Genomic DNA, 13,496 nt, shown 5'->3' on the forward strand with positions numbered 1-13,496 from the left:
CCGGCATGACCAACCGCTACGAAAGCACCCTGCAGGAACTGCAACAAAAGCCTCGCAAATGGCTGGTTACCGGCTGCGCCGGATTCATCGGGTCGAACCTGCTCGAAACCCTGCTCAAGTTCGACCAGACCGTGGTTGGGCTGGACAACTTCGCCACCGGCCATCGGCACAACCTGGACGAAGTGCGCAACTCGGTGGAACCGGATCAGTGGGCAAGGTTCACCTTCCAGGAAGGCGACATCCGCGACCTGGCCGCCTGCCAGCAGGCCACCCAGGGCGTCGACCATGTGCTGCACCAGGCCGCGCTGGGTTCGGTGCCCCGTTCGCTGAATGACCCCATCACCACCAACGAAGTCAACATCAGCGGTTTCCTGAACATGCTGGTGGCCGCGCGCGACGCCAAGGTCAAGACCTTTGTCTACGCCGCGTCCAGTTCCACCTACGGCGACCACCCTGGCCTGCCCAAGCTCGAGGACACCATCGGCAAGCCGTTGTCGCCGTATGCGGTCACCAAGTACGTCAACGAACTGTACGCCGACGTGTTTGCGCGTTCGTACGGCCTGGCCAGCGTGGGGCTGCGCTATTTCAACGTGTTCGGCAAGCGCCAGGACCCCGAGGGCGCATATGCGGCGGTGATTCCCAAGTGGACGGCCGCCATGATCCGCGGCGACGATGTCGTCATCAATGGCGACGGCGAGACCAGCCGGGACTTCTGTTTTGTCGAGAATGCCGTGCAGGCCAACCTGCTGGCCGCGCTGGCGCCTGAAGAAGGTGTCAACCAGGTCTACAACGTGGCCTATGGCGGCCGTACCACGCTGAACCAGTTGTACCGCTACCTGGCCCAGGCGCTGGGTGGCCAGGGCGTGCGCTACGACAAGCAGCCGGTGCATACCGAGTTCCGCGCCGGCGACGTGCGCCATTCGCAGGCCGACATCGGCAAGGCCGGCAAACTGCTGGGCTACCAGCCGGCCTACGACATCCTGCGTGGGCTGGAAACCGCCATGCCCTGGTACAAGCAGTTCTTGCGTTAAGTCGCCAAGTTTTTGAAAGCGCTCATCCGCAAACTCAACGCGATCCACCCGGACCACCAGCGTATTTTCAGGGGTGCGTTCCGGGTGGCGATCTTCCTGGTGCTGGGCAAGGCCGCCGGCGCCATCAAGGAAATGGCGGTCGCGTATCGCTACGGCATCAGCGATGCCGTCGACGCCTATCAGTTCACCATGACCATGACCAACTGGTTGCCGGTCACGATCGTGGGTGTGCTGGGGGTGGTGCTGATACCAGTGCTGGTGCGGCTGCGGCGTACCGGCGGCCATGAGCGCAATCTGTTCGTGCGTGAACTGCAGGGCGCGGTGCTGGTGGGCGGGGTGGTGCTGGCCGTACTGACCGCGCTGGCCTGGCCATGGGTGCTGCAATGGCTGGGCAGCGGGCTGTCGGCACCGGTGGCGGCCATGAGCACCCAGCTGCTTTACGCTTTCGTGCCGGTAACCGTGCTGCTGTTGATCGCTGGCATCAGCGGGGCGCGCCTGCGTTCGCACGAGCGCCACGTCAACACGCTGCTCGATAGCGTTCCGGCGGTGACCACGCTGGCATGGGTGATGCTGGCCGCGGTTTCGGCCGACGATGTCGGCCCCCTGTTGTGGGGCACCCTGGTGGGTTATGCCATCCAGGCCGCCTGGCTGGCCTGGCTGGCGGCGCGGGCCGACAGGGGGTTCTGGGGCGCGCCGCTGCTGTCGCTGCGTTCGCCGCATTGGCCCGAACTGATGAGCGCGGCCGGCATCATGCTGGTGGGCCAGGTGGCCATGAGCTTCGTCGGGCCGCTCGACCAATACACGGCCGCCAACCTGGGCGACAACGCCAACGCCACGCTGGGTTATGCCAGCCGCCTGTTGTCGCTGTTGCTGGGTATAGGCGCGGTATCGGTGGGGCGCGCCGCGCTGCCGGTGCTGGCCGACGTGCAAAGCCGCGGTGATGCGGCGCGCGCGCGGTCGATGGCGCTCAAATGGTCGGTGCTGATGGTGGGGGCGGGTGCCGCCGCCGTGATCGTGGCATGGCTGCTGGCTCCCTGGGGGGTGGCGCTGCTGTTCGAGCGCGGCGCATTCACGGCGGAAAATACCCAGGCCGTTGCGCACGTGCTGCGCTGGGGCCTGCTGCAGTTGCCGTTCTACTTTGGCGTGCTGATCCTGGTGCAATTGCTGGCCAGCCAGAATCGCTACCGCGTCATGGCCTTGATCGCAGTAGCCAACTTCCTGTTGAAGGTCGTGCTGAACGCCATGCTGGCGCCGCGCATGGGCACGGCCGGCATCATGCTGGCCACCAGCCTGATGTATGCGCTGTCGTTCGCCTGCTATGCCGTGGTGGCCTGGCGGCCCCACGAGCCGCCCGCACCCAAAGAGGCTTCCCGATGAGCAGGCACGACGATACGCCGCCGCGCGTGCTGATTTTCATCCATTCGCTGCATGGCGGCGGCGCCGAACGCGTGGCTGCCGACCTGAGCGCGCATTGGGCCCAGGCCGGCTGGCAAGTGATGGTGGCAACCCAGGTCGATGCCACTGACGACGCCTACACGTTGCACCCCGCTGTGCAGCGCCAGGTATTGCATACCGCCGGTGAAGGTGGCGGCCTGCGCGGCGTGCTGGCCAACGTGCGGCGCGTGCTTGCCCTGCGGCGGGTATTGCGCCGGTTTCAGCCCGACATTGTGCTGGGCATGATGACCACCGCCTCGGTGCTGGCCGTACTGGCGGCATGGGGCCTGCCGTGCCGGGTCATCGCCACCGAGCATACGCATCCGCCTTCCCAGGCCCTGTCGGGCCTGTGGCAGCGCCTGCGGCGCCTGACCTACCCGCGCGCGGCGCGGGTGGTGGCCCTGACGCGCGGCACGGCCGACTGGCTGGCACGCCATGTCCCCGGCTCGCGCCTGGCCGTCATCCCCAATCCGGTGCATTGGCCGCTGTCCCGCGGCGAACCGGTAGTACCGCCGCCGGCCGCCGATGGGCGCCGGCGCCTGCTGGCCGTGGGCCGGCTTCATCCGGACAAGGGCTTCGACCTGCTGGTCCAGGCCTACGCGCGAATTGCCGGCCAGCATCCCGACTGGGATCTGGTGATCCTGGGCGAGGGCGGCGAACGGCAGCGCCTGCAGGCGCTGGTGGATGGCGCCGGGCTGCAGGAACGGGTGACGATGCCCGGCCGGGTCGGCAACGTGGGCGATTGGTACGGCCACGCCGACCTCTATGTGCTGAGCTCGCGTTTTGAAGGGTTGTCCAATACATTGCTGGAATCGCTGGCCAGCGGCTTGGCGGCAGTGTGTTTCGATTGCGATACCGGTCCGCGCGAAGTCGTGCGCGAGGGCGTCGACGGCGTGCTGGTGCGGCCCAACGGCGACGTGCCGGCGCTGGCAGCGGCCCTGTCGGGCCTGATGGGCGACGCGGCCGGCCGGCGCGCCATGGGCGAGCGTGCCATCGAGGCGCGCGAGCGATTTTCGGCCCGGCGGGTGCTGGGCCTGTGGCAAGAACTTTTTGACGACGTGCGCAAGTCGGGGCGCTACCCGGCATAATCATTCAGACAAGCGCGGAAGACACCATCATGTGCGGAATAGCCGGAATCTGGGGGCCCTTGCAGGACAAGGCGCAAGTGCTGGCCGATAGCTGCCGGCGCATACGCCATCGCGGCCCCGACAGCCACGGGCTATGGCAAGACCGCGCCGCCGACCTGGCGCTGGCGCACGTCCGCCTGGCCATCCTGGACCTGACCGAAGCCGGGCACCAGCCCATGGTATCGGCCTGCGGACGGTATGTGCTGGTGCTCAACGGCGAGATCTACAACCACATGGACCTGCGCGCGCGCCTGGAGCAGGCGGGCCAGGCGCCCGACTGGCGCGGCCATTCCGATACCGAGACCGTGCTGGCCGGCTTCGTGGCGCTGGGCGTCGAGGCCACGCTGCAGGCCGCGGTGGGCATGTATGCCATCGCGCTGTGGGATCGCGAGCAGCGCACGCTGACCCTGGCACGCGACCGCATGGGCGAGAAGCCGCTGTACTACGGCTACACCGGCGCCAACCTGGTGTTTGCCTCGGAGCTCAAGGGCCTGATGCCCATCCCGGGCTTCGGGCGCGATCTCAGCCGTCCGGCATTGGCCTCGCTGATGCGCCACAACTACATTCCCGCGCCGCAATCCATCTACGAAGGCATCTACAAACTGCCGCCGGGCACCTGGCTCGAGATTTCCGAAGCCGAGATGCGCGGCCGCCGCGTGGCCACGCCGCGCGTGTACTGGTCGGCCCTGCAGATGGCCGACCAGGGCCTGCGGGCACCGCGCAGCTTCGCATCCGATGCGCAGGCTGCCGACGCGCTCGAGGCGCTGCTGTCTCAGGCGGTGGGTGGCCAGATGCTGTCGGACGTCAGCCTGGGCGCGTTCTTGTCGGGCGGCATCGACTCATCGACCATCGTGGCCTTGATGCAGGCGCAAAGCCGGCAGCCCGTGCGTACCTTCGCCATCGGCTTTCACGAAAAGCGCTACAACGAGGCCGAGCACGCCAAGGCTGTCGCCAAGCACCTGGGCACCGACCATACCGAGCTCTACGTCACGGCCGATGATGCGCTGGCAGTGGTGCCCACGCTGGCCGACATGTATGACGAGCCGTTTGCCGATTCGTCGCAGATTCCCACCTCGCTGGTCACCCGCATGGCGCGCCAGCACGTCACCGTGGCGCTTTCCGGCGACGGTGGCGATGAGCTGTTTGGCGGCTACTCGCGCTACTTCCGCGTGCGCGACTGGTGGCGCCAGTGCGAGCGGGTACCCGGCCCCGCGCGCCATGCCCTGGGGGCGCTGCTGGGCGCGTCGACCATGCTGCCGGGCCGCGGTGCCTGGCGCCGCAAGCTGTTCAAGCTGGGCGAGTTGCTGCGCGCGGACACGCGTGGCGATTTCTACCGCCTGTTCGTGTCGTACTGGGCGGATCCAGGCCGCGTGGTCAAGGGCGGCGTCGAGCCGCCATCGTTGTTCGAGCAGCCCATGGACGGCACGGCATTCGACGTGATGATGAAACTGGATGCGGTCACCTACCTGCCCGACGACATCCTGGTCAAGGTCGACCGCGCCGCCATGACCGTCAGCCTGGAGACCCGTGTTCCCTTGCTGGACCACCGCGTTTACGAATTCGCCTGGCAACTGCCTTTTGAATACAAGGTGCGCGGCGATACCGGGAAATGGCTGCTGCGCCAGGTACTGTATCGCCACGTGCCGCAAGCGTTGGTAGATCGGCCCAAGCGTGGCTTTGCCGTGCCGCTGGCCAGTTGGCTGCGCGGGCCGCTGCGCGACTGGGCCGAAGCCTTGCTGGAACCCGCTCGCCTGCGCCAGGAGGGCTGGTTCGAACCCGAGCCCATCCTGCGCAAATGGCGCGAACATGTGTCCGGCCACCGCAACTGGGACAGCCACCTTTGGGGGGTGTTGATGATGCAGGCCTGGCTGGACCGCTATCACGCCGGCATGGCCGGCGAAAAGGATCCTGGTACATGAAAATATTGCTGTTGGTCAGTTCCATGCACGCGGGCGGTGCCGAAAGGGTCGCCGCTACACTGGTCAATGCCTGGACCGATCGCGGCGATACCGTGACACTGGTGCCTACCTACTCTTCCAAGGGCACTTGCTTTTATCCTTTGTCCGATGCGGTCAACCTGGTCTGGCTGGCCGACCGCGCCGGCACGCGCGGCAGCGGCCCGTTGGCTGCCTGGCAGCGCCTGCGCACCCTGCGCGCGCTGATCCGCGAGCAGGCCCCCGATGTGGTGGTGTCCTTCCTGACCAACGTCAACGTGGCTGCCATCCTGGCCACACGCGGGCTCGACGTGCCGCTGATCGTATGCGAACGCACCAATCCGGTGGTCGAGCGTAGCACCGGCAAGATATGGCGCGCGCTGCGCAGGCTGTTCTACCCCCGCGCCGACATGGTCACCGTGCAGGCCGAAGATACGGTCGAGCCTTTTGCCTGCCAGGTGCCGGGCATCAAGCAATTGAAGGTCATCCCCAACCCGCTGCCGCCCGAATTGTTGCAAGCGCCGTTGGTCGATGCGCAGGCGGCGGTGCCGCGCAAGCGTCTGCTGGCCATGGGGCGGTTCGCTCCGGCCAAGCAGTTCGATCTGCTGGTGGATGTATACGCCGAACTGGCGGACGAGTTTCCCGACTGGGACTTGTGGATCTGGGGCGAGGGGCCGGGCCGTGACGATTTGCAGGCGCGCATCGCCGCCGCCGGGCTGCAAGACCGCGTGCAGTTGCCGGGGCGCACCGGCGAGCCCTGGGACGAGCTGGCCAAGGGCCAGGCTTTCGTGCTCAGTTCCGCCGTTGAAGGCTTTCCCAATGTGCTGCTGGAAGCCATGGCCCTGGGGTTGGCCTGCGTGGCCTTCGACTGCCCCAGCGGCCCGCGCGAAATGACCCGCGACGGCCAGGACGCCGTGCTGGTGCCGGCGGGCGACCGTGCGCAACTGCGCGCGGGCCTGCAACGCGTGCTGGGCGACCCGGACTTGCGGCGCGACCTGGGCGCCCGTGCGGCCGAATCGGTGCGGCGCCGCTACGCGCTGCCTGCCGTGCTGGCCGAGTGGGACACCCTGTTCGATGCTGTGCGAGGCAAGGCGTGACACGGCCCGCCATCCTGCGCGTGACACACATCATTACCGGCCTGGGGCAGGGCGGGGCCGAGTCCGTGTTGTTTCGCCTGGCTACGTACCCAGAGCAGCGCGTGCGCCACACCGTGGTGTCGCTGACCGACGAAGGCGTGTACGGGGCGCGTTTGCGCGCCGCGGGCGTCACCGTGCATGCGCTGGGCATGCCGCGTGGGCGCCTGACGCTCGATGGCTTCCTGGGATTGCGCCGCCTGCTGGCGCAAGACCGGCCCGACGCGGTGCAGACCTGGATGTATCACGCCGACCTGATCGGAGGCCTGGCGGCGCGCCTGGCCGGCGTGCGTGCGTTGGCGTGGGGCATCCGCAATTCCGGCGCGCATCTCGAGCGCAGCAGCCGCTCGGCGCGCCTGGTGCTGCAGTTGTGCGCGCTGCTGTCGGGCCGGGTGCCTGCGGCCATCGTGTGCGCGGCCCGCGACGCTGCCGTGCGGCACGAACAGTACGGCTATCGGGCCGACCGCCTGGTGGTGATCGCCAATGGCTACGATCTTTCGCGCTATCAGCCCGACCCGCCGGCAGGACAGCGCATGCGCCAATTGTGGCAAGTGGCCGACGGCACGCCGTTGGTCGGCTGCGTGGCGCGCTGGGATCCGCTGAAAGACCATGCCAACTTGCTGGGCGCGGTGGCGTCCTTGGTCCGGAGCGGGCGCGACCGGGGCTTGCAGTGCGTGCTGGTGGGGCGCGGCATGTCGCCAGGCAATGCCGACCTGGCGGCATTGATCGACAGCCATGGCCTGCGCGGCCGGATCTTGCTGGCAGGCCCCAGCGACGACGTACCCGCCGTGATGAACGCGCTGGACCTGCATGTATTGTCGAGCTGCGCCGAAGGGTTTCCCAATGTCGTGGCCGAGGCCATGGCCTGCGGCACCCCTTGTGTCGTAACCGACGTGGGCGACGCGGCGCATATCGTCGGCGCCACGGCGCCGGTGGTGCCGCCCGAACAATCCCAGGCGCTGGCGCAGGGCATGGCCGCCGCGCTGGACGACATAGCCGCGCGCGGCCGCGAGGCGGTCGGTGCGCCTGGGCGGGCCCGCGTGCTGGCCGAATTCGACCTGGCACGCATGGTGGCATCCTATGAAGCCGTGTGGCGGCGCATTGCCGGAGCAACCGCATGACCCAAGCGCAGCGCCTGCTGTTCGTCGTGAACAATCCCGCATTCTTCCTGTCGCACCGGCTGCCGCTGGCGTTGGCCGCGCAGCGCGCGGGCTACGAGGTGCACGTGGCCACCATGGACGGCGACAGCGTGCCGCAGATCGCCGCGCATGGCCTGACGCACCACGCCATTCCCATGACACGCAGCGGCAAGCAGCCGCTGCAGGAATTGCGCACCTTGTGGGCGCTGTACCGCTTGTTCCGCAGATTGCAGCCGGCCCTGGTGCACCTGGTTACCATCAAGCCGGTACTGTATGGCGGCATTGCCGCGCGGCTGGCGCGTGTGCCGGCCATGGTGTCGGCGATCTCCGGCCTGGGTTTCGTCTTCGTGGCGAGCGGCGCGAAAGCCGCGGTGATCCGGCAGGTGGTGGCCATGCTGTACCGCATGGCGCTGGGGCATCGCAACAGCCGCATCGTGTTCCAGAACGCCAACGACCACGAAATACTGCGCGGGCTGGGCGCCGTGCGCGACGAGCAGGTGGTAATGATCCGCGGCTCGGGCGTCGACCTGGCCGCCTATCCGCCCATGGCCGAGCCGTCGCCGCCCGTGGCCGCGCTGATGGTGTCGCGCCTGCTGCGCGACAAGGGGGTGCTTGAATTCGTGGAAGCGGCCCGCCTGCTGCAACGCCAGGGCGCGGGCGTGCGCATGTTGCTGGCTGGGGGTATCGATCCGGGCAATCCGGCGTCGGTGACGCAGGCCGACGTCGACGGCTGGCAGCAAGAAGGCTGCATCGAGGCCCTGGGCGAACGCAGCGATGTTGCCGATTTGTATGCGGGTTCGCACATGGCGGTACTGCCTTCGTACCGCGAAGGCCTGCCCCGCTCGCTGATCGAGGCCGCCGCCTGCGCCCGCGCGGTCGTCACGACCGATGTACCGGGCTGCCGCGATGCCATCGAACCGGGCGAGACGGGATTATTGGTGCCGCCGCGCGACGCACGGGCGCTGGCCGACGCCATTGCCCGCCTGGCGGCCGATGCCGCGTTGCGGCGGCAATTGGGCGAGGCCGGGCGCCGCCTGGCCGAACGTGAGTTCGATATCGAAGATGTGTGCCGCAAGCATCTGGATATCTATCGCGCCTTGCTGCAGCCCTAGCGCCGCGACAGCGAGTCGATCCAGTAGCGGGTCGAGGGGTCTTGGTCGCCGCCGGCGTCGGCCGAGGGAGCATCCAGTTCGCGGATGATGCGCTTGGCCAGCAGCTTGCCGAATTCGACGCCCCATTGGTCGAATGGGTTGATGCCCCACAACGCGCCCTGCGCGAAGACCTTGTGCTCGTACAGCGCCAGCAGCGCGCCCAGCGAATAGGCATCCAGGCGCGGCAACACGATCAGGTTGGACGGCCGCCCGCCAGGGTGGACGCGATGGCGCGCCAGCAGCTCGGCGCGGCGCGCATCGGGCTCGTGCTCGCGGGTTTCCAGCAGCGCCTCTTCGTACGATTTGCCGCGCAGCAGGGCCGAGCGCTGCGCCAAGCAATTGGCGATCAGCATGTTGTGATGCCGCGCGTAGGCGTGGTCGGGCTGTTCGCACACGATGAAATCGACCGGCGCGCCAGTGGTGTCTTGATGCAGCCACTGGAAGAACGTGTGCTGGCAGTCGGTGCCCGGCATGCCCCAGACAACGGGGCCGGTCGGTACGCCTACCGGCGTGCCGTCGCGCGTGGCCACCTTGCCCAGCGATTCCATTTCAAGCTGCTGGGCCCATGGCACCAGGTGCAGCAAGCGCGAATCGTATGGTGTGATCGCCAGCGTGGCATAGCCCAGCACGCTGCGGTTGGCCAGGCCGGCCAGGGCCATTTGCAGCGGGGCGTTCTTGCGCAGCGGCGCCTGCAGGAAATGCTGGTCCATGGCGGCCGCGCCGGACAGCAGTTGGTCGAGCGTGTCGCTGCCCAGTGCCAGCGCAATGGGCAGGCCGATGGCAGACCACAATGAGTAGCGGCCGCCCACCCAGTCCCAGAAGCGGAACACGCGGTCGGGCGATATGCCGAAATCGAGGGCCGCATCGACATTGGCGGTAATGGCCACCACATGCTTGATGGGGTCTTCCACGCCGGCATCGCGCAGCCAGTTCATGGCAACTTCGGCGTTGGCTAGCGGTTCGGTGGTGGTGAACGACTTGGAGGCGATGATGACCAGCGTGCGTCGCGGGTCTAGCTGCCCGATGGCGTCGGCCACCGCATGCGAATCGACATTCGAGGCGAACTGGATGTCGCGATGCAGGCCGTGGTGCCGCAAGGCGCGCGTCACCATGCGCGGTCCCCAGTCGCTGCCGCCGATGCCCAGATGCAGCACACCGGTATACATCCCCGACTGGTCGACTTCGCGCACGAAACGCCGCACGCGTTCGCGTTCGGCCAGGATGGCCTGGGCCACGGCGGGCGGCGGGTTGTCGGCCCGCAGCGCGGTGTGCCAGGCCTGGCGCCGCTCGGTCCAGTTGGCTTGGCCGCCGTCGTATAGCTGGGCACGCGCCGCATCGAAATCCTGCTGCGCCAGCAGGCCTTGCGCAGCGTTGTCGAGCGCGTCGGACTGGGCCTGGGCGGTAAGGTCGATGCGCAGGCCGGCGGCTTCGATGATGCGCAGGCGGTCGCCGCTGCGAGAGGCGCTTTGTGCCGCCTGGCCAAAGGCCAGCCAGGCAGGGCTGAACGGCAGGGAAGTAGGCATGGGTCGAACGGGAAAATATCAGAAGGGCAGGGTCGCGCCGGGGGCAAGCCGCTGCAATTGCTGGCGGAAATCGTCCTGGATGCGCGCCAGGGCTTCAGGGGTGTCGGCCTCGAAGCGCAGCACGACCACCGGAGTGGTGTTCGAGGCGCGCGCCAGGCCGAAACCGTCGGCGTATTCGGCCCGCACGCCGTCGATGGTGATCACGCGCAGCGCGTCGTCGAACTTGCCCTGGTCGCGCAAGGCCTGTACCAGCGTGAAGGGTTCGCCTTCGGCCATTTCAAGCTTGAGCTCGGGCGTGGACAAGGCCTGTGGCAGCGATTCGAGCGGCTGCGACGGATTGGCGTGGCGCGAGACGATTTCGAGCAGGCGCGCGCCGGTATACAGGCCGTCGTCGAAACCGTACCAGCGTTCCTTGAAGAAGATATGGCCGCTCATTTCGCCGGCCAGCGGCGCGCCGGTCTCGGCCAGCTTGGCCTTGACCAGCGAGTGCCCGGTCTGCCACATCAGCGGCTGGCCGCCCGCTTCCTGGATGGCCAGGCCCACGTGACGGCTGCATTTGACGTCGTAGATGATGGTGGCGCCCGGGCAGCGCCGCAGTACGTCGCGCGCGTACAGGATCAATTGGCGGTCGGGCCAGATGATCTGCCCGGACTTGGTAACCACGCCCAGGCGGTCGCCGTCGCCGTCGAAGGCCAGGCCGATTTCGCAGTCGGTGCGGGCCAGGTGGGCGATGAGGTCTTGCAGGTTGTGCGGGTCGGCCGGGTCGGGGTGATGGTTGGGGAAGGTGCCGTCGACCTCGCAGTACAGTTCGTCGACCTCGCAGCCCAGGGCGCGGAACAGCCGCGGCGCCACGGCACCGGCCACGCCGTTGCCGCAGTCGATGGCGATCTTGAGCGGGCGTGCCAGCTTGACGTCGCCCACGATGCGCTCGATGTATTCGCCGACCAGGTCCAGTTCGCGGCGACTGCCCCGCGCCGGCACGGCTGGCGCACCGCCGGCCGCGGCCGCGGCGTTCATGGTGTCGCGCAGGGCCAGCACGCCCGGCCCGTACAGCGCCTTGCCGGCCATCATCATCTTGAAACCGTTGTACTGCGGCGGGTTGTGGCTGCCGGTGATGGCCACGCCCGAACCCGTGCCCTGGGTATGGGCCGCGTAATACACCAGCGGGGTGGGCACCTGTCCGATATCGAGGGCATCGATGCCCCCGTCAAGAATGCCGTCTTGCAACGCCTGAGCCAGTTCGGGGCTGCTGAGCCGGCCGTCGCGCCCCACCACCAGGGCCCCGACACCCTGGGCCCTGGCCTGGTCCGCCAGGCAGCGGCCCAGCGCGCGGGCGAAGGCGGCATTGAGCAGGTCGGGCACCGTGCCGCGGATGTCGTAAGCCTTGAAGACGGATTCGGGATAGCGGGCGGCGTCGTTCAAGCGGGTTTCTCCGGTAAAGGGCGTACAAGGCCCCCCGTGTGCCGGCGGGCGGGCATGAGCCGAATTATCCCCGATTCGCCGGCCGGGCGGGCACCGCCCACGCAAGTAGCGGGCCCGTCCTACAATACTCTTATCTTCAACGCAGCCCGGCGTACCCGGGCGGCCCGACCTGTGCCTACGTCCATGACTCTATTGAACGCATTGCAGTCGTTGCTGGGCCCGGCCCAGGTACTGACCGGCGCCGACGCCGAACCCTACCTGCAAGACTGGCGGCGCCGCTACCGGGGCACGGCCCGGGCGGTGATCCGGCCCGGCTCGACCGAAGAGGTGGCCCAGGCCGTGCGCCTGTGCGCGCAGCATGGAGTGCCGGTGGTGCCGCAGGGGGGCAATACCGGCCTGTGCGGCGGCGCCACGCCCGACGGCTCGGGCCAGGCCGTGCTGCTGTCCACGGCGCGGCTGAACCGGGTGCGCGCCATCGATACCGACAACGATACCATCACGGTCGAGGCCGGCTGCGTCCTGCAGGCCGTGCAGCAGGCCGCGGCCGAAGCAGGGCGGCTGTTCCCCCTGAGCCTGGCCGCCGAGGGCAGTTGCACCATCGGCGGCAACCTGGCCACCAACGCCGGCGGTACGCAGGTGCTGCGCTACGGCAACGCGCGCGAACTGGCCCTGGGCCTGGAAGTGGTGACCGCCGAAGGCGATATCTGGCACGGCCTGCGCGGCCTGCGCAAGGACAATACCGGCTACGACCTGCGCGACCTGTATATCGGCAGCGAAGGCACGCTGGGCATCATCACGGCCGCCACGCTGAAGTTGTATCCGCAGCCGGTGGCCTCGTGCACGGCGCTGCTGACGCTGGATTCCATCGACGCGGCGGTCGAGCTGCTGTCGCGCGCGCGGGCCGGGTTCGGCGCCTCGCTGACCGGCTTCGAATTGATGGCCGGCGATTGCCTGCAGACGGTGGTGCGCCTGTTCCCGCAGCAGCGCCTGCCCTTTGAGGGCGAATCGGCCGATTCGCCCTGGTTTGCGCTGCTGGAGCTTTCCGACAGCGAAAGCGAAGCGCATGCCCGCGAACGCTTCGAAGCCGTGCTGGGCGCGGCCATCGAGGCCGGCCTGGTCACCGACGCCGCCATTGCCTCCAGCGTGGCGCAAAGCCGGGCCATGTGGCACTTGCGCGAAAGCATCCCCCTGGCCGAGGCTGAGCAGGGCAAGGGCGTCAAGCACGACGTCTCCATTCCCATTTCGTCGATTGCCGGCTTCGTGCACAAGACCAACGCGCAACTGCAGCAGCGTTTCCCGAATGTGCGCAACGTGGTGTTCGGCCACCTGGGCGACGGCAATCTGCACTACAACGTGGCGCGCGCGCCGGGCCAGACCGAGGCCGACCTGCTGGCCTTGCAGCAGGACATCTACGATATCGTGCATCGCAGTGTGCAAGAGCACGCCGGGTCGATCAGCGCCGAGCACGGCGTCGGCCAGCTCAAGCGCGACGAACTGCCGCACTACAAGAATCCGCTGGAGCTGGCGCTGATGAAGCGCGTGAAGCAGGCGCTCGATCCGCAGGGCCTGATGAACCCCGGCAAGGTATTGCAAACCTGAAGC

10 protein-coding genes are annotated in these 13,496 nt (G+C 68.1%); 8 read left to right on the forward strand and 2 right to left on the reverse strand.

What is annotated here, in order from left to right:
* The first annotated feature begins 5 nt into the window (after positions 1 to 5).
* Genes KW845_RS11790 through KW845_RS11820 form a run of 7 tightly spaced genes read left to right on the forward strand, consistent with a single transcriptional unit; the run spans position 6 to position 8,910 of the window.
* Positions 6 to 1,031: an SDR family oxidoreductase gene (locus KW845_RS11790; RefSeq protein WP_218369402.1), complete on the forward strand. Its 1,026-nt coding sequence runs from the start codon at positions 6 to 8 to the stop codon at positions 1,029 to 1,031.
* Positions 1,032 to 1,043: 12 nt separating this feature from the next.
* On the forward strand, positions 1,044 to 2,408 hold the full coding sequence (gene murJ / locus KW845_RS11795; protein WP_218369403.1) for a murein biosynthesis integral membrane protein MurJ: 1,365 nt from the start codon (positions 1,044 to 1,046) through the stop codon (positions 2,406 to 2,408).
* The gene (locus KW845_RS11800; protein WP_218369404.1) at positions 2,405 to 3,553 is read left to right on the forward strand and encodes a glycosyltransferase family 4 protein; all 1,149 of its coding nucleotides are present in this window, start codon (positions 2,405 to 2,407) and stop codon (positions 3,551 to 3,553) included. Before murJ ends, KW845_RS11800 begins: the two co-directional genes overlap by 4 nt.
* Positions 3,554 to 3,582: 29 nt before the next feature.
* A complete protein-coding gene (gene asnB / locus KW845_RS11805; protein WP_218369405.1) occupies positions 3,583 to 5,511 on the forward strand; it encodes an asparagine synthase (glutamine-hydrolyzing) in 1,929 nt (642 codons plus the stop codon).
* On the forward strand, positions 5,508 to 6,623 hold the full coding sequence (locus tag KW845_RS11810; RefSeq protein WP_218369406.1) for a glycosyltransferase family 4 protein: 1,116 nt from the start codon (positions 5,508 to 5,510) through the stop codon (positions 6,621 to 6,623). The genes asnB and KW845_RS11810 overlap by 4 nt, the downstream gene beginning before the upstream one ends.
* Complete coding sequence (locus KW845_RS11815) at positions 6,620 to 7,780, forward strand: glycosyltransferase (RefSeq protein ID WP_218369407.1); 1,161 nt, start codon at positions 6,620 to 6,622, stop codon at positions 7,778 to 7,780. The genes KW845_RS11810 and KW845_RS11815 overlap by 4 nt, the downstream gene beginning before the upstream one ends.
* Positions 7,777 to 8,910, forward strand: a complete 1,134-nt coding sequence (locus tag KW845_RS11820; protein ID WP_218369408.1) for a glycosyltransferase family 4 protein — start codon at positions 7,777 to 7,779, stop codon at positions 8,908 to 8,910. Before KW845_RS11815 ends, KW845_RS11820 begins: the two co-directional genes overlap by 4 nt.
* Here the strand turns inward: KW845_RS11820 and pgi are convergent.
* Both pgi and KW845_RS11830 read right to left on the reverse strand, forming a co-directional pair.
* Positions 8,907 to 10,472 (reverse strand): glucose-6-phosphate isomerase, encoded by a 1,566-nt coding sequence (gene pgi / locus KW845_RS11825; protein WP_218369409.1) that lies wholly within the window; start codon positions 10,470 to 10,472, stop codon positions 8,907 to 8,909. The genes KW845_RS11820 and pgi overlap by 4 nt on opposite strands.
* Positions 10,473 to 10,490: 18 nt before the next feature.
* Positions 10,491 to 11,894, reverse strand: a complete 1,404-nt coding sequence (locus tag KW845_RS11830) for a phosphomannomutase/phosphoglucomutase (protein WP_218369410.1) — start codon at positions 11,892 to 11,894, stop codon at positions 10,491 to 10,493.
* A gap of 183 nt (positions 11,895 to 12,077) precedes the next feature.
* On the opposite strand from KW845_RS11830, the gene KW845_RS11835 reads away from it, so the two are divergent.
* Positions 12,078 to 13,493 carry an FAD-binding oxidoreductase gene (locus KW845_RS11835; RefSeq protein WP_218369411.1) on the forward strand — a complete coding sequence of 472 codons (1,416 nt, stop codon included), beginning with the start codon at positions 12,078 to 12,080 and terminating at the stop codon, positions 13,491 to 13,493.
* Positions 13,494 to 13,496: the final 3 nt, after the last annotated feature.

This window comes from Bordetella sp. BOR01 (genome assembly GCF_019218885.1).
In the GTDB taxonomy this organism is placed as follows: Bacteria; Pseudomonadota; Gammaproteobacteria; order Burkholderiales; family Burkholderiaceae_B; genus Bordetella_A.

Coding starts and splice junctions, on each gene's coding strand:
- KW845_RS11835 (WP_218369411.1), top strand. CDS start 12,078: ATGACTCTATTGAACGCATTGCAGTCGTTGCTGGGCCCGGCCCAGGTA.
- KW845_RS11790 (WP_218369402.1), top strand. CDS start 6: ATGACCAACCGCTACGAAAGCACCCTGCAGGAACTGCAACAAAAGCCT.
- KW845_RS11820 (WP_218369408.1), top strand. CDS start 7,777: ATGACCCAAGCGCAGCGCCTGCTGTTCGTCGTGAACAATCCCGCATTC.
- KW845_RS11810 (WP_218369406.1), top strand. CDS start 5,508: ATGAAAATATTGCTGTTGGTCAGTTCCATGCACGCGGGCGGTGCCGAA.
- pgi (WP_218369409.1), bottom strand. CDS start 10,472: ATGCCTACTTCCCTGCCGTTCAGCCCTGCCTGGCTGGCCTTTGGCCAG.
- asnB (WP_218369405.1), top strand. CDS start 3,583: ATGTGCGGAATAGCCGGAATCTGGGGGCCCTTGCAGGACAAGGCGCAA.
- KW845_RS11800 (WP_218369404.1), top strand. CDS start 2,405: ATGAGCAGGCACGACGATACGCCGCCGCGCGTGCTGATTTTCATCCAT.